This is a genomic window from Pseudomonas sp. 2822-15 (assembly GCF_002742515.1).
GTDB classification, from domain to species: domain Bacteria; phylum Pseudomonadota; class Gammaproteobacteria; order Pseudomonadales; family Pseudomonadaceae; genus Aquipseudomonas; species Aquipseudomonas salomonii.
In genome coordinates this window covers 1-14,945 of sequence record NZ_LJRY01000199.1, presented here as the reverse complement: position 1 = coordinate 14,945, position 14,945 = coordinate 1, and the positions used below count along the sequence as shown (strand labels likewise).

The following is a 14,945-nucleotide window of genomic DNA, read 5'->3' as shown; positions in this document are numbered from 1 at the left end:
TCAGCCTCGCAGCACGTGTTTTAGGGAAACGTCCGGGTTGGCCAGGTCGGCCGTATTGAGTGCAATGCGCGCGTTGATCAAGCGTTCGCACAGCTTGATGTCCTTGGCCACGCCATTGTCCAGCGCCCAGCCGCAAGCGCCTTGCAAATGCCCGTCGGTATCCAAGTGGAACAACAGCAAACCGCCGCCCGGCAGTGCCCGGCTGACCGTCAGCGGGGTCATCACGCCGACGGTCTGCAAGCCCCAGTCGTACTGATCGGACCAGAAGCCCGGCAGCGCCTCGAACGGCAACTCCCGCCCGAGCATATTCAGCGCGGCGTGGCGGCCTTGGGCTTCGGCATTGCGCCAGGTCTCCTGACGTTGATACAGGCCACCCAGGCGAAACTCACACACATCGCCGGCCGCATAAATGTTCGGCGCACTGGTGCGCAGGTGCGCATCGACGCGAATGCCCTGCCCTACTTCCAGCCCTGCGGCTGAGGCCAGTTCCAGATTGGGTTGCATGCCAATGCCGACCACCACCCGATCGCACGGCAAGCGTTGCCCATCGACCAGTTGCACCGCGTCGGCGTCGATGGATTCCAGCGCCACGTTCAGATGAACCGCGACGCCTTGCTGGCGATGCAAATCCAGCAGGGCTTGGCTGATCACCGCTGGCAACACTCGGCCCGCCAAGCGTGGGCCTGCTTCAAGCACCGTTACCTGGCAGCCCAGGCCGCGCGCGGTCGCCGCCACTTCCAGGCCGATAAAACCCCCGCCGACCACCACCAGCCGCGTGCCGGGGCGCAAGGCGTCGCGCAGGGCCAACGCCTCATCATGGGTGCGCAGGTAAAGCACGTTCGCCTGCTCCACAGGCCAGCGTCGCGCCCGGCCGCCGGTGGCCAGCAGCAAACCGGCAAAATCCAGCCATTGGCCGTCGGCCAGTTGCAGCCGCTGCTGTTGCGGCTCCAGGCGCGTGACCGGGTTGCCGGCAATATGTTCGATGCCCAGCGCGGCCATGCGCTGGCTGTCACACAGGCTGCAACCCGCCAGGTCCGTGCTGCCTTGCAGCAAGCCCTTGGACAACGGCGGGCGTTCGTAGGGCAAGTGCGCTTCATCGCCGATCAGGATCAGGCGCCCGGTGTAGCCTTCTTCGCGCAAGGTCAGCGCCGCACGGCCACCGGCATGGCCGGCGCCGACGATGATCAGGGGTGCGTTCATGCTCACGCCGTCACGGCGAGTAAAACCCGCCCCGCTTCGACCCGCACCGGGTAGGTTTTGAGGTTGACGCACACCGGCGCGCCGAGGGCCTTGCCGGAGCGGTAATCAAAGCGCCCGTTGTGCTTGGGGCACTCGATCACGTGGTCCATCACCAGGCCGTCGGCCAAGTGGATTTTCTCGTGGGTACACAGCCCGGCAGTGGCAAAAAATTCATTCTCGGCCGAGCGGTACACCGCGTAAGTGTGCGGCCCATGGTCGAAGCGCAGCACGTCTTCTTCGTCAATTTCGCCCACGGCGCAGACGTCGATCCATTGATCGTTCATGGCGTTTTCTCTTATTGGGTGGGGTGAAACTTAGCCAGCAGTGGCTTCGGCATTGACCGGGGCATGGGCAGTGGGTTCTGTGCGATGGCGCACGGGGCGCTGCACGAAATAGCTCGGGTCGCTGCGCTGCTTCCAGATCGTCGGCAGGATTTCCTTGTACGCCTCAAGAATATTCGCGTACGGCGGCGGGCAGTCGCTGCGGATCTCTTCGTGCAATTGCGCCAACGCGTGGTACGGCACCATCGGGTACATGTGGTGTTCGAGGTGGTAGTTCATGTCCATGTAGATAAAGCGCAGCAGGCGATTCATGTAGATGGTGCGGCAGTTGCTGCGGTGGTCCAGCACATCTTCGGCCAGGCCCACGTGCTGGGTGAGGCCGAACAGGTAGCCGAGCCAGGCGCCATACAGGCTCGGCAGGCCGACCAGCATCAGTGGCAGCCAGCTGTGCAGGTACAACGCGGTGCCGATCACCAGCGCATAAATGCCGACCCAGATCCGCGCAGCACGGAACACCTTGGGCCATTCGGACTCGGGGATGAAGTCCTGCTCCTGGGCGCTCATCTTGCCGAGCGCATGGCGCGCTACGCCGCTGAAAGTTTTCCAGGCCAGCGGCAGGTTGAACAGGCTCAGGCCCATCATCAACAGGCTTGGCGGGCGCGGCTCGACGATTTCCGGGTCACGCCCGACCACGATGGTGTCGGTGTGGTGCCGCGCATGGCTCCAGCGCCAAACATGCGGCTCGAAGATGCACATGAAACTTGCCACCTGGTACAGCCCATCATTCATCCAGCGGGTTTTGAAGGCAGTGCCGTGGCCGGTCTCATGCCAACGCGGGTTGGACGCGGTGCCGTAGAGCACGCCGTAAGCAATAAAGAACGGCACGCACGCCCATGAGCCCCAGAACCAGTAGCCGCCAAACCCCGTAACCAGCAGCGCCGACACCCACAAGGCCGTGTCGAGCAACGCCGGGCCGTCGCGACGCTGCATCAGTTCTTTCATGCGTTTACGCGAGATCGGCGATTGATACCAACTGGCCGAGACCAGGCCCTTCTCTGCGGCGCGGGAAGCTTCAGGGCCGGTGAGGCTGTAGTCGCGCCGGGCGCGGTGAGGCGTGTATTCAGGCATTGTTATTGTTCTCCGCAAGCGTTGGGTAACAGGTGCTTTGCGAACAAACCATAGAGCGCGGATAAATCCGCCTCAAGGCCTTGAATCCATTCCCTATCAAGCTATCATCCAGGCCCAGCGGGGCTTGATAGTTTTCTATCAAGACGCTTGAGAGGCCTGTCATGACCAATAATAAACGCCCGACCATCGCCACCGTGGCCGCCCAGGCGGGCTTGAGTGTGGCCACCGTCGACCGCGTACTCAACGCCCGAGCGCCGGTGAATCCGCAGACCGCCGAGCAGGTGTTCCAGGCCGCCGAAGCCGTGGGTTATTTTGCTGCACGGCTGATTGGCCAGCGCATTCGCGAACGGCGCCCCACTTATCGCTTCGGCATCCTGCTGCTGGGCACCGCCCAAGCGTTTTACGCCAACCTGGCGCAGTCGATCAGCGCGGCCGCGCAGCATCACGCTACAGCCAACCTGACCTGCCAGTTCGACTACATTCTCGACCGCACGCCCAGCGCCATCGCCGCACAGATCGAGCAATTGGCCGTGCAATGCGACGCCCTTGCGGTGGTCAGCTTTGCCCATCCGTTGATCAACGCCACACTGGCGCAAGTGCGCGAAGCCGGCGTGCCGGTGGTTGCGCTGCTCTCGGATATCCACGAACACGCCTTGGAGCCTTATGTGGGCCAGGACAACCATGTAGTCGGGCGCACCATGGGCTGGCTGCTGGCGCGCACCTGCGGCGCACGCAAAGGCAGCGTCGGCATTCTGTTGGGCGGCCATCGTTTTCTCGGCCACCAGGCACGGGTTGAAGGCTTGCACAGTTACCTGGCCGAACATGCGCCGGGGCTCAAGCCGCTGGAACCGCTGATCAACCTGGACAACAGCGACATCACTGAAGAAGCCACTCTCGACCTGCTCACCCGCCACACCGACTTGCGCGGCCTGTGCGTGGTGGGCGGCGGCGGTGACGGCGTGATCAATGCCCTGGCGCAACTGCCCAAGCGGCCGGCGCTGTGCTGCATTTTGCAGGAGTCCACCGCGTTGTCGCGTGAGGCGCTGAGCCGGGGTTTAATTGATGTGGTGATGGACTCACAGCCACGGCAGACGGCGACCGCGCTGATAGAACTACTGGTGGAGTTGCAGGCCACCGAGGCCTTCGACCCACTGCGGCACAGAGTGCACATCCCACCGCATATCGTGACTTCAGAGAACCTGTCCATCTGATACACACAAATCAAAACTGTGGGAGCTGGCTTGCCTGCGATTGCGGTGGGTCAGTCACACATTTATCGACTGATACTCCGCAAATCGCAGGCAAGCCAGCTCCCACATTTTTGACCGGGTTTCAGTCCAGATCGGTGGCGTCGTGGCGCTCAGCCAGTTGCTCTTCAGGTGCGCCGGACACCCGGTTCACCCGCCGCCCACGCTGTACCGCCGGGCGTGCCTCAATCGCCTCGGCCCAGCGCAGCACGTGTTTGTACTCGTGCACCGACAAGAACTCGGCTGAGGCCCCATACAAACGGCCTTTGACCAAGCCGCCATACCAGGGCCAGATCGCGATATCGGCAATGGTGTACTCATCGCCGGCAATGTACTCACTCACCGCCAGGCGCTGGTCGAGTACGTCCAGTTGACGCTTGGTTTCCATGGCGAAGCGATTGATCGGGTATTCCATCTTGCTCGGCGCGTAGGCGTAAAAATGCCCGAAGCCGCCGCCCAAGTACGGTGCGCTGCCCATCTGCCAGAACAGCCACGACAAACACTCGGCACGCGCAGCAGGCTCGGTGGGGAAGAACGCGCCGAACTTCTCGGCCAGGTATTGCAGGATCGCCCCGGACTCGAACACGCGAATCGGTGTGTCGCCACTGTGGTCCATCAACGCCGGAATTTTGGAGTTCGGGTTGACCGCCACAAAGCCGCTGCCGAATTGGTCGCCATCGCCGATCTTGATCAGCCAGGCGTCATATTCCGCGCCGGTGTGCCCCAGGGCCAGCAGTTCTTCGAGCAGGATGGTGACCTTCTGCCCATTCGGTGTGGCCAGGGAATACAGCTGCAACGGGTGCTTGCCGACCGGCAGTGCTTTCTCATGGGTCGCACCGGCAATGGGCCGGTTGATGCTGGCGAAAGTGCCGCCACTTTCGGTGTCCCAGGTCCACACCTTCGGGGGTAGGTAGTCGGTCATGCTCACTTCTCCTTGATTTGAGTACTGTTCGATGCAGCCAGTTGGGCCACGTTCCATCCGCCGCCCAGCGCCTTGATCAGGCCCACATTAGCGCTTAATTGCTGGGTTTGCAGTTGCAGCACACTGCGCTTGGCTTCCAGCGCCGCCACTTGGGCGGTCACCACATCCAGATAGGCCACGGCGCCCTGGCGATAACGCGAGGTCGACAGGTCTTCGGCGTATTGCGCGGCGGCGGCCGCGTCACGCTGGTCATCCAGGGCGCTGCCCAGGCCCGCGATTTGCGACAGGTTGTCTTCCACTTGCTCGAAAGCGCTCAGCACCACGCCGCGGTATTTGGCCGCGGCCTCGTCGGTGGCGGCCTTGGCGATATCCACCTGGGCCTGGCGCGCGCCGCCATCAAAGAGCGTGCCGACCAGCGACGGGCCGATGGCCCAGAACAGGTTCGGTGCGCTGAGCAAACGCGCAAACTCATCACTCTGATAACCGCCCTGGGCGCTCAAGGTGATCTGCGGAAACCACGCGGCCCTGGCCACGCCGATACGCGCATTGGCCGACGCGATGCGACGCTCGGCAGCGGCAATATCCGGGCGGCGTTGCAGCAGGCTCGACGGCACGCCGGTGGGCACGTTGGGCAAGGCAATCGGCGTCACATTGACGGCGACGGTGTAGGTTGATGCCGACTCACCCAGCATCGCCGCAATCGAATGCTCCAGCACCGCCCGTTGTACCAGGCTCTGTTTGAGTTGCGACTTGACCGTCGACAGCTGCGTGCGCGCCCGCGCCACGTCCAGCCCGGAGACAATGCCGCCGCCATGCAAACCTTCGGTCAGGCTCAGGGCTTTGGTGTAGGCGTCGCGGGTCTGTTCCAGCAGTTGGTTCTGCCAGTCGATACCGCGCAGGCGGATGTAACTGTCAGCCAATTGCGCTTGCAGGCTCAGGCGTACCGACGCCAGATCGGCCCTGGCCGCCTGGGAATCGCTGGTGCCCGCCGCAACCGTGTCGCGCACGCGGCCCCACAGGTCGACTTCATAGTCCACCTCAAGCCCCAGGGTGGCGGAGTTGTAGACGTCCGGCGAGGTGGCCGAGCGCAGCGGTCGGGTGTCCGACTGGCGAATACGCTGGCCGCTGCCGATGGCCGAGAGCTTGGGGAACAACCCCGAACGGTCCTGGGCCAGGAAGCCCTGGGCCTGCTGATAATGCGCGAGGGCCGCGCTCAGGTCCGGGTTGTTGTTGAGCAACTGCTGCTGCATCGCGTCCAGCTGCGGGTCGTTGTAGATGCGCCACCAGCCGTCACGGTTGGCCTGGTCGTCGGGCGCGCCGGCGGTCCACGGGCCTTGGGTGTGAAACTGCGCGGCGATGGGTGTTGGCGGCACATTGAGCGGCGGCGCCAACGAGCAGGCGCCCAGGCTCAAGGTGACGAGCAGGCCCGGCAGGGTTCGCTTAGCCATGGGGTTTGGCCTCGGCGGAGGCGACAGCCAACTGCACCGAATCATCATCGGCCAGGCCATCCGGCGGCGTATCGATAACGCGGTCGGCCGCTTGCAGGCCGCTGGCGATCTCCACACTGTCGCCAAAGTCACGAGCGATGGTGACGGTCTTGAAGTGCACATGGTCCTGGCTGTCGAGGGTGGCGACGCGCATGCCTTTGTCATCGAACACCAGGGCACTGGACGGTACGCGCAGCACGTCGGCCTGCACCGGCAAATCAAACTGCACGCTGGTGTAGCCACCGGGCAGCAGGCGGCCGCCGGGGTTGTCCACCAGCAGTTGCACCAAGGTGCTGCCGGACGCGGCGTTGACCGCATCGGCAGTGGCGATCACCTTGCCGGTAAAGGTTTCGCCGCGATACTCCGGCACGCTCAGGCGCGCCGTGGTGCCTTCGCGAATCTGTGGCGAGAAGGTCTGCGGCACCTGCACATACACGCGCAGGCGGCTGACGTCGGCCACCGCAAACAGCTCTTTGCCGGCGGTGCCCCCGGCGCTGATCAACGCGCCCACGTCGGTGCTGCGCGCGGTGACCACACCGGCAAACGGTGCGACCAGATGCTGGAAGCCCTTGGTCGCCACCAACTGCTCGACATTGGCTTTGGCCGCCGTCACCTTGGCCTGCTTGGCGGTCAAGTCGCCGGTGCGCTCGTCGACGTCCTGACGCGACACCGAGTCGGTCGCCAGCATCGCCTGCCAGCGCTTGGCGGTGGTTGCGGCCAGGTGCTCATCGGCCTGGGCCGATGCCAAAGTGGCGCGGGCCTGCAGCAGTTGCTGGTCGAGTTCCGGGGTGTCGATTTCGGCCAATACCTGGCCAGCTTTGACACGGGTGCCGATGTCGACATTCCAGGATTTCAGGTAGCCATTGACCCGCGCAAAAATCGACGCCCGCGAATAAGCCTCCATGCGCCCCGGCAAGTTGAGGACCGGGCCTTGCGCTTGCACCACCGGCTTGACCAGGTTGACGCTGGGCAGTGCCTGGGCATCGGTCCAGGTCTTGAGATCACGGGATTCACTGGCGCGCACACTCAGGCCGACACCGACGATGACCACCACCGTCACACCGCCCACGATCAGCCACAGCAGGCCACGGGACGGCTTTTTTTGAGAACTGGAAACGGACATGTCAAACCCCTTGGGAAACGGTAGTCGCCAGCGTGGCGTGTTGGCGACGCCCGTGGACCAGACTGAAAATCAACGGCACCAGAATCAATGTGGCGATGGTGGCAAACGCCAGCCCGCCGATCACCGCACGGCCGAGCGGCGCGTTCTGCTCGCCGCCCTCGCCCAGGCCCAGCGCCATGGGCGCCATGCCGATGATCATCGAGATGGCGGTCATCAACACCGGCCGCAGCCGCGTGAAACCGGCCTCCAACGCGGCCTGCACAGCATCGCCATGCACGGCCAGACGCTCACGGCAGAAGCTCACCACCAGGATGGCGTTGGCGGTGGCCACGCCCATGCACATGATCGCTCCCGTCAAGGCGGGCACCGACAGCGGCGTATGCGTAACAAACAGCATCCACACAATGCCCGCCAATGCCGCCGGCAACGCGGTGATGATCACAAACGGGTCGGCCCAGGACTGGAAGTTGACCACGATCAGCAAATAGATCAGCACCACCGCGCCCAACAGGCCGAACAGCAAGCCACTGAAGGCCGCGTTCATGGTCTGTACCTGGCCCTGCAAAATCACCTTGGAGCCGGTCGGCACTTCACCGGCGTGGGCCGCGATGATCTTCTGGATATCGGCGGCGACGCCACCCAGGTCACGGTCCTGGATCGCGGTCAGCACCTCAACCACCGGCTGGATATCCGACTGGCTGAACACCGAACTGCTGTGGCTGCGCTGGATATTCGCCAGGCCGCCCAAGGTCTGGTCGGTGGCCGCGCCATTGCTGCCGCTCAGCGGTAAGTTGTGCAGTGCGGCCAGGCTTTCCAGATTGTATTGCGGGGTTTGCATCACGATCGGGTAGGAAATGCCGTTGGCCGGGTTCAACCAGAACGTCGGCGCCACCTGGCTGGAGCCCGCCAAGTTGACCACCAGGCTGTTGGTGACATCCCGTTCGGTGAGGCCGACCAACTGCGCACGGGTGCGGTCCACGTCGATATTGAACGTCGGCAATTGCCGCGACTGCTGGATGCGCGCATCCACCACCCCCGGCACCCGGCGAATATCACGCAGCAGCGCGCTGGCATAGGTGAAGTTAGCCGCCAGGTTATTGCCGGTGATTTGCAGGTCGATCGGTGCCGAAGAACCGAAGTTGAGGATCTGCCCGACAATGTCCGAGGCCGGGAACGAGAACACCGCGCTCGGGAATTCCCGTGGCAGGGTTTCGCGCAATTGGCGCATGTACTCGGCGGTCGGGCGATGGCCTTCGTTAAGGCTGATCTGGATATCGGCGTCCTGGGAACCCACGGTGCCGGTGTTGTTGTACACCACGTTGATACCGCTGATGGACAGGCCGATGTTGTCGACCAGGGCTTTGAGTTCCTCGGCCGGGACGTTGCGGCGGATCGCGTTTTCGATGTCGGCGATCAGGTGCGCATTACTCTCCACCCGTGTGCCCACCGGAGCGCGGACGTGCAACAGGATCAGCCCGGAATCGACCTCGGGGAAAAAGTTGCGGCCCAGGAACGGCACCAGTGCAAACGACACGGCGACAAACACCAGCAGGCCGATCACCACCGCGCGACGATGGTGCAAGGCGCCGTGCAACACGCTGCGGTAACGCTCGCGAAAGGCCTCAAAACGCTTCTCGAAACCGCGCTGAAAAGTCACCAGCGGGTTGCGCGACGGTGCATACCCGTCGTCGCCGTGTACATGCGGCTTGAGCAGGTAGTTGGCCAGTGTCGGCACCAGCGTGCGCGACAGTAGGAACGAAGCGATCATGGCAAAGATCACCGCTTCGGCCATCGGTACGAACAGGAAACGCGCCACACCATCAAGGAAGAACATCGGCACAAACACGATGCAGATACACAGCAGCGAGACAAACGCCGGCGTCACGATCTGCGCCGCCCCGTCGAGGATCGCCGTCTGCACCGGCTTGCCCTGCTCCAGGTGCCAGTTGATGTTCTCGATGGTCACCGTGGCATCGTCCACCAGGATGCCCACGGCCAGCGCCAGGCCGCCGAGGGTCATGATATTCAGGGTTTCACCCAGAGCCGACAGCGTGGCAATCGAGGCCAGGATCGCCAGCGGAATCGAGGTAGCGATGATCACCGTCGAACGCCAACTGCCGAGGAACAGCAGGATCATCAGACTGGTCAGCGCCGCCGCGATCAAGCCTTCACGGGCCACGCCGCTGATGGCCGAGCGCACGAACAGCGACTGGTCACCGATCAGGTCGATATTCAGATTGGGCGGCAACGCAGCCTTGTTGTCGGCAAGTTTTTCCTTGATCCCGGCGATCACGCCCAAAGTCGACGCCGAACCGGTCTTGAGCACCGGCAGCAGCACCGAGCGGTTGCCGTTCACATGCACGATGTTGGTTTGCGGCGGGTTGCCGTCACGCACGGTGGCCACGTCACGGATCAGCACGGTGGTGCCGTCGGCGGTCTTGATCGGCAGGTTTTCCAGGTCATGGAAGTCCGACGGCGAGTTGTTCAGTTGCAGGTTGAATTCGTAGCTGCCGATCTTCTGGGTGCCCACCGGCGTAATCAGGTTCTGCGTGGCCAGGGCGGTGGCGACGTCCTGCGCCGACAGGCCACGGGCTTGCATGCGCGCCGAATCGAGGTCGATCTGCACCTGCCGGCTCTTGCCGCCAAACGGGTATGGCAGGGCCGCGCCGGGCACGCTGGTGAGCATCAGGCGCACCTGGTTCAGGCCGATATCGCCCAGGCGCTGTTCGCTCAGGCCCGGCCCGGATAAAGCCAGCTGCACGATCGGCACGGTGGAGGCGCTGTAGTTGAGCACCAGCGGCGGCACGGTGCTGGGCGGCAATTGCCGCAGGATCGCCTGGGACACCGACGTCACCTGGGCGTTGGCGGTACTGATGTTGACGCCGGGCTGGAAGAAGATCTTCACAATCCCGTAGCCGTTCATCGACTGCGCTTCGATATGGCGAATGTCGTTCACGGTGGTGGTCAGCACCCGCTCGAATGGCGAGGTGATCCGCCCCGCCATCTGGTCAGGCGGCAAACCGGTGTACTGCCAGATCACCGCAATCACCGGAATGCGGATTTCCGGGAAGATGTCGGTCGGCGTGCGCCAGGCCGCCAGCGGCCCGACGATCAGGATGAAAATAGCCAATACCACAAAGGTATAGGGGCGCAGCAAGGCGATGCGCACGAGGTTGAGCATAGGAAGTGATCCAGACAGGAGATTGGTCGGTCAAGCAGGCTTCGCCATGCCGTTTTCCCGCCTCGCCCCACGCACGTCCTGGGGTTTTGTAACGACATCCAGGTCACAAAGAGGCATATGCCACGATATCGAACTTAGTGGCATACGCAACTAATTTGTTTCAAGCTGTCTCAGTTTTCATCTGGAGCGTCAGTTCGGTCCGAAAGGCCTTGTCCTGACAGGTCGCGCAGGCATAATCAGCCGCGTCGTGTTTTGTATCAGAGAGTATCTGCCCTTGAAATCTGCCCCGCCTTGCTCCGAGAGCCCCAGCGCCTGCGTCAACGGTGCCGTGCGCCGCACCTCGCGCCGCCTGGGCCAGATCTATGACGAAGCGTTCGCGCCCTGCGGGCTCAAAGCCACGCAATACGCGCTGCTCAACCGCATCGCCAAGGCCGGCACGCCGAAAATGGGCGAGCTGGCACAAACCCTGGTGATGGATTTGTCCGCGCTCGGCCACACGCTCAAACCGCTGGTACGTGACGGCCTGGTGGAGCTGCGCGTGGACGAACTCGACCGGCGTACCCGGCGCGTGCTGCTGACCGAACACGGCAAGCGCACCCACCTGGCGGCCAAGCGTATTTCCACGCAAATGGCCGAACGCTTCGATCAGGCATTCGGCCGTGAAGCGGCGGCGCAACTGCGCCAGACCCTGGACTTTATCGCCTCCGACGAATTTGCCCGCACCTTGTTGGCCAAGGACGCCTAAGCGACCCACCGTGACAGTGAAAATGCACCACTGGCGCGCAGCTTTACCCAATGGTTGCTGATGCATTTGCAGGTAGACCCGACATGAGCGACAGACTCGAAGACATCCTCACCGAGCACTTGAACGTGGTGTTCTGCGGCATCAACCCCGGCAAAGGCTCCGCCGCCTTGGGCCTGCACTTCGCCAACCGCAGCAACCGCTTCTGGCGCACGTTGCACCTGGCCGGTTTTACGCCCCATGAGATCCGCCCCGAAGCGGGGCGCAGCTTGCTCGACTACCACTGCGGCCTGACCACCCTGGTGGAGCGCCCGACAGCGAGCGCGGGGGAATTGGCGCGGCATGAATTCAACGACGCAGCCGTAGCGTTTGAACAGAAAATCCGCCGCTGCCAGCCACGCTTCGTGGCCTTTCTGGGCAAGGTCGGCTATAGCGCGGTGTCCGGCCAACGCGAGGTTGCCTGGGGGCTGCAGCCGCCGTTATTGGGCGGCGCAGCGGTATGGGTGCTGCCCAACCCCAGCGGGCGCAATTTGGCGTTCAACCTGGAGCAGTTGGTGCAAGCCTATCGGCAACTGTGCGAAACCGTTGCACAGGACGATCCTGTGCCCTTAATCTCCTGATCGAATCAACTGAAAGCAATCACCTGAAAGCAACGGAGGCTTCATGAAACTGGTCGGCATGCTGGACTCGCCTTACGTACGCCGCGTGGCAATTTCCCTGGACCTGTACGGCGTGGCGTTTGAACATCAGTCGGTGTCGGTGTTCAGCACCTTTGAGCAGTTCCACGCGATCAACCCGGTGGTCAAGGCACCGACCCTGGTGCTGGACGACGGCACCGTGCTGATGGACTCCAGCCTGATCCTGGACTATTTCGAAGCCCAGGCCCCCATCGACAAGAAGCTGCTGGCGCAAGCGCCTGGCGCCCGCGCCCACGAGCTGCACCTGCTTGGGCTGGCCCTGGCGGCCTGCGAGAAAACCGTGCAGATCGTCTATGAGGACAATCTGCGCCCGGCAGAAAAACGCCATGAGCCGTGGGTAGACCGCGTGACCGGGCAACTGTTGGCCGCCTATTCACTGCTGGAAAAGCACCTTGCCCAATCCACCGACGCGCCGCTGACCCAGGCGGCGCTGACCGCGGCAGTCGCGTGGTCGTTCACCCAACTCAAACTGCCGTTGGTGCTCGACCCCAAGGCATTCCCTAACCTGCAACGTCACGCCGACCGGCTGGAACAGCATCCGGCGTTCAAGCGCTACCCCGTCGAATAGCTGGCCTAGACCCAGCCGCCATCCACAATAAAGTTCTGCGCCGAGCACATCGCCGAGGCATCGGAGGCGAGAAACAACGCCATATTGGCGATGTGTTCCGGCAGCACGCTGCCGGGCAGGCACTGGCTGCGGCTGATCAGCTCCTTGGCCGCATCATCGACCCACATCGCCAGTTGTTTGTCGGTCATGACCCAGCCGGGCACCAGGGTGTTCACGCGGATATGGCTGGGGCCCAGTTCCCGTGCCAGGGCGCGGGTCATGCCATGGGCAGCCGCCTTGCTGGCGGCGTACACCGGGTAGCCGGCAGACGCCATCATCCACCCCACCGAGCCCAGGTTGATGATCGCCCCGCCGCCGGCGCGTTTCATCATCGGCACCACGGCCTTGGCGGCAAAGAATGCGTGCTTGAGGTTGACGGCGATCAGCCTGTCGAACATCGCCGAATCGACTTCCTCCAGGGTGTGACGCACGTCGTTGGCCGCGTTATTGACCAATACGGTGATCGGCCCCAGCGAGTGCTCAAAGCGCTCGATCGCCGCCTTGTAGGCGATTTCATCGGTAATGTCGCACCACACGAACTCTACGTTGTAGCCCTGGGAATGCAGCAGCGCGGCCAGCCGCTCGCCCTGGCTTTGCGCCCGGTCCACAAAACCCACCTTGGCGCCCTGGGCGGCGAACGCGCGTACCAGGAATTCGCCGATGCCTGAGGCACCACCGGAAACCAGAACGGTCTTACCCTCAAGGTCGGGGTAAACAGCCTGCTGAGTGGTCATATAAAGGTTGCCTCACTTAATTAGTCTTATTTTATTTTGCAAACAGGCCGTAAAAGGCTATAAATCTGCTGCTGCAACCACAAAATATCGCACATTAGTAGAACTATTCCACTGAAAACAACAAAAGGAAGTTCGACCATGAAGCACCCTCGTCACCTGCTTTCCGGCCTCGCCTTGTCCATGCTGATCGCCAGCGGCGGCGCCCAGGCTGCAGGCCTAACCAGCGAGCACAAACCCTTCGGTAAAACCAACGACGGCACCGCCGTCGAGCAGTACATCTTGCGCAACAGCCACGGCATGCAAGCCACGGTGATCACCTACGGCGGCGTGTTGCAGTCACTCAAAGTGCCGGATAAAAACGGCAAGATCGATGACGTGGTACTGGGTTTTGATGACGTGCAGGGCTATCAGAGCGGCACGGCGTTTTTTGGCGCGACCATCGGGCGCTTCGGCAACCGCCTGGCGGGCGGTGCGTTTGAACTTGATGGCCAACGCTATCAGGTACCGCTCAACGACGGCCCCAACTCGCTGCACGGCGGCGCCCAGGGGTTCGACAAACACGTTTGGCAAGCCGAACCCGTCAAGGGCAAGGACTCGGTCGGCGTCAAACTCAGCTACCTGTCCAAGGACGGTGAAATGGGTTTTCCCGGCAACCTGAAGACCGAGGTCACCTACAGCCTCAACGATCACAACGAACTGCATATCGACTACAAGGCCAGCACCGACAAACCCACGGTGCTCAACCTCACCAACCACAGCTATTTCAACCTGGCCGGCGCGGGCAACGGCGACATTCTCAAGCAGGTCGCGACCTTGCATGCCAGCCATTACACCCCGGTGAATGCCACCCTGATTCCGACCGGCGAGCTGGCACCGGTCAAGGGCACGCCGATGGACTTTCTCAAGCCCACGCCGATCGGCCAGCACATCAAGGACGAACATCCGCAGCTTAAATTTGCCGAGCCGAAACAAGGTGGGTTTGACTTCAACTGGGCGCTCGACACCCAGGGCGATATCAAACAACTCGCCGCCGAAGTACACGACCCTGCGTCTGGCCGGCGTTTGAAGCTCTACACCAGCGAGCCTGGGGTGCAGTTCTACACCAGCAACTTCCTCGACGGCACGGTCAAGGGCAAAGGCGGCAAGACGTATCAGCACTGGAGTGCCTTTACCCTCGAAACCCAGCATTTTCCTGATGCGCCCAACCAGCCCAAGTTTGCTTCGACTCGGTTGAATCCGGGGCAGACCTATAGCCAGAACACTGTGTTCAAGTTCTCTGCTGACTGAGTGTTGGCGCCGGGCTTGCCCTCGCTACAGGCACCTCGGTTTTTCCTTGTGACCGGGGGGATGCCGAGGTCTTGGGTTGTGGCGGGGTTGCTGAGTACATATCCGTTGCTGCGGTAACGGCTTCTATTGGTTCCGCTCTTACAGCGGGTCACTTTTGCAAGGACGCAAAAGTAACCAAAAGGTCCTCGCCGGGGTATGACTCACCCACATGGGTTACAAATCAGTTCACGCACATAGGTAACAGTTTTTAACTGGCAGGGTCGATTTCG

The 14,945-nt window shown here is 62.6% G+C and carries 13 protein-coding genes; 5 read left to right on the top strand and 8 right to left on the bottom strand.

The features are described from left to right. The 3 genes from AOA59_RS19435 to AOA59_RS19425 are packed head-to-tail and all read right to left on the bottom strand — an operon-like array spanning position 1 to position 2,648. Positions 1-1,200 carry an NAD(P)/FAD-dependent oxidoreductase gene (locus tag AOA59_RS19435; protein ID WP_099488764.1) on the bottom strand — a complete coding sequence of 400 codons (1,200 nt, stop codon included), beginning with the start codon at positions 1,198-1,200 and terminating at the stop codon, positions 1-3. Positions 1,201-1,202: 2 nt separating this feature from the next. Beyond that, the gene (locus AOA59_RS19430; RefSeq protein ID WP_017134582.1) at positions 1,203-1,523 is read right to left on the bottom strand and encodes a MocE family 2Fe-2S type ferredoxin; all 321 of its coding nucleotides are present in this window, start codon (positions 1,521-1,523) and stop codon (positions 1,203-1,205) included. Between the two features lie 30 nt (positions 1,524-1,553). Next, positions 1,554-2,648: a fatty acid desaturase family protein gene (locus AOA59_RS19425; protein ID WP_099488763.1), complete on the bottom strand. Its 1,095-nt coding sequence runs from the start codon at positions 2,646-2,648 to the stop codon at positions 1,554-1,556. Between the two features lie 161 nt (positions 2,649-2,809). Here AOA59_RS19425 and AOA59_RS19420 point away from each other — a divergent pair, with 161 nt between their 5' ends. Further along, on the top strand, positions 2,810-3,859 hold the full coding sequence (locus AOA59_RS19420; protein WP_099488762.1) for a LacI family DNA-binding transcriptional regulator: 1,050 nt from the start codon (positions 2,810-2,812) through the stop codon (positions 3,857-3,859). A gap of 121 nt (positions 3,860-3,980) precedes the next feature. Here AOA59_RS19420 and yghU read toward each other — a convergent pair whose 3' ends face one another. The 4 genes from yghU to AOA59_RS19400 are packed head-to-tail and all read right to left on the bottom strand — an operon-like array spanning position 3,981 to position 10,608. Continuing rightward, positions 3,981-4,817 (bottom strand): glutathione-dependent disulfide-bond oxidoreductase, encoded by an 837-nt coding sequence (gene yghU, locus AOA59_RS19415; RefSeq protein WP_065932139.1) that lies wholly within the window; start codon positions 4,815-4,817, stop codon positions 3,981-3,983. Positions 4,818-4,819: 2 nt separating this feature from the next. After that, entirely contained in the window at positions 4,820-6,265 is a 1,446-nt protein-coding gene (locus AOA59_RS19410; RefSeq protein ID WP_099488761.1) for an efflux transporter outer membrane subunit, read from the bottom strand. Next, positions 6,258-7,427: an efflux RND transporter periplasmic adaptor subunit gene (locus tag AOA59_RS19405; RefSeq protein WP_099488760.1), complete on the bottom strand. Its 1,170-nt coding sequence runs from the start codon at positions 7,425-7,427 to the stop codon at positions 6,258-6,260. The genes AOA59_RS19410 and AOA59_RS19405 overlap by 8 nt, the downstream gene beginning before the upstream one ends. 1 nt (position 7,428) lies before the next feature. After that, a complete protein-coding gene (locus AOA59_RS19400; protein ID WP_099488759.1) occupies positions 7,429-10,608 on the bottom strand; it encodes an efflux RND transporter permease subunit in 3,180 nt (1,059 codons plus the stop codon). Between the two features lie 274 nt (positions 10,609-10,882). On the opposite strand from AOA59_RS19400, the gene AOA59_RS19395 reads away from it, so the two are divergent. From AOA59_RS19395 to AOA59_RS19385, 3 genes are all read left to right on the top strand, one after another. Then, positions 10,883-11,353: a MarR family winged helix-turn-helix transcriptional regulator gene (locus AOA59_RS19395; protein WP_256593071.1), complete on the top strand. Its 471-nt coding sequence runs from the start codon at positions 10,883-10,885 to the stop codon at positions 11,351-11,353. An 83-nt stretch (positions 11,354-11,436) separates the two neighbouring features. After that, the gene (mug, locus tag AOA59_RS19390; RefSeq protein WP_099488758.1) at positions 11,437-11,970 is read left to right on the top strand and encodes a G/U mismatch-specific DNA glycosylase; all 534 of its coding nucleotides are present in this window, start codon (positions 11,437-11,439) and stop codon (positions 11,968-11,970) included. Positions 11,971-12,013: 43 nt separating this feature from the next. Next, entirely contained in the window at positions 12,014-12,616 is a 603-nt protein-coding gene (locus AOA59_RS19385) for a glutathione S-transferase family protein (RefSeq protein ID WP_099488757.1), read from the top strand. 5 nt (positions 12,617-12,621) lie between these two features. Here the strand turns inward: AOA59_RS19385 and AOA59_RS19380 are convergent, their stop codons facing one another. Continuing rightward, positions 12,622-13,389, bottom strand: coding sequence for an SDR family NAD(P)-dependent oxidoreductase (locus tag AOA59_RS19380; protein WP_099488756.1), 768 nt, complete (start codon positions 13,387-13,389; stop codon positions 12,622-12,624). Positions 13,390-13,527: 138 nt separating this feature from the next. Between AOA59_RS19380 and AOA59_RS19375 the strand changes: the two genes are divergently transcribed. Beyond that, on the top strand, positions 13,528-14,676 hold the full coding sequence (locus AOA59_RS19375; protein ID WP_099488755.1) for an aldose epimerase family protein: 1,149 nt from the start codon (positions 13,528-13,530) through the stop codon (positions 14,674-14,676). Positions 14,677-14,945: the final 269 nt, after the last annotated feature.

Excerpts from the sequence above, each read along its gene's own strand:
- yghU (WP_065932139.1), bottom strand. The coding sequence starts at position 4,817 with ATGACCGACTACCTACCCCCGAAGGTGTGGACCTGGGACACCGAAAGT.
- AOA59_RS19405 (WP_099488760.1), bottom strand. The coding sequence starts at position 7,427 with ATGTCCGTTTCCAGTTCTCAAAAAAAGCCGTCCCGTGGCCTGCTGTGG.
- AOA59_RS19375 (WP_099488755.1), top strand. The coding sequence starts at position 13,528 with ATGAAGCACCCTCGTCACCTGCTTTCCGGCCTCGCCTTGTCCATGCTG.
- AOA59_RS19425 (WP_099488763.1), bottom strand. The coding sequence starts at position 2,648 with ATGCCTGAATACACGCCTCACCGCGCCCGGCGCGACTACAGCCTCACC.
- AOA59_RS19410 (WP_099488761.1), bottom strand. The coding sequence starts at position 6,265 with ATGGCTAAGCGAACCCTGCCGGGCCTGCTCGTCACCTTGAGCCTGGGC.
- AOA59_RS19435 (WP_099488764.1), bottom strand. The coding sequence starts at position 1,200 with ATGAACGCACCCCTGATCATCGTCGGCGCCGGCCATGCCGGTGGCCGT.
- AOA59_RS19430 (WP_017134582.1), bottom strand. The coding sequence starts at position 1,523 with ATGAACGATCAATGGATCGACGTCTGCGCCGTGGGCGAAATTGACGAA.
- AOA59_RS19420 (WP_099488762.1), top strand. The coding sequence starts at position 2,810 with ATGACCAATAATAAACGCCCGACCATCGCCACCGTGGCCGCCCAGGCG.
- mug (WP_099488758.1), top strand. The coding sequence starts at position 11,437 with ATGAGCGACAGACTCGAAGACATCCTCACCGAGCACTTGAACGTGGTG.
- AOA59_RS19385 (WP_099488757.1), top strand. The coding sequence starts at position 12,014 with ATGAAACTGGTCGGCATGCTGGACTCGCCTTACGTACGCCGCGTGGCA.
- AOA59_RS19400 (WP_099488759.1), bottom strand. The coding sequence starts at position 10,608 with ATGCTCAACCTCGTGCGCATCGCCTTGCTGCGCCCCTATACCTTTGTG.
- AOA59_RS19380 (WP_099488756.1), bottom strand. The coding sequence starts at position 13,389 with ATGACCACTCAGCAGGCTGTTTACCCCGACCTTGAGGGTAAGACCGTT.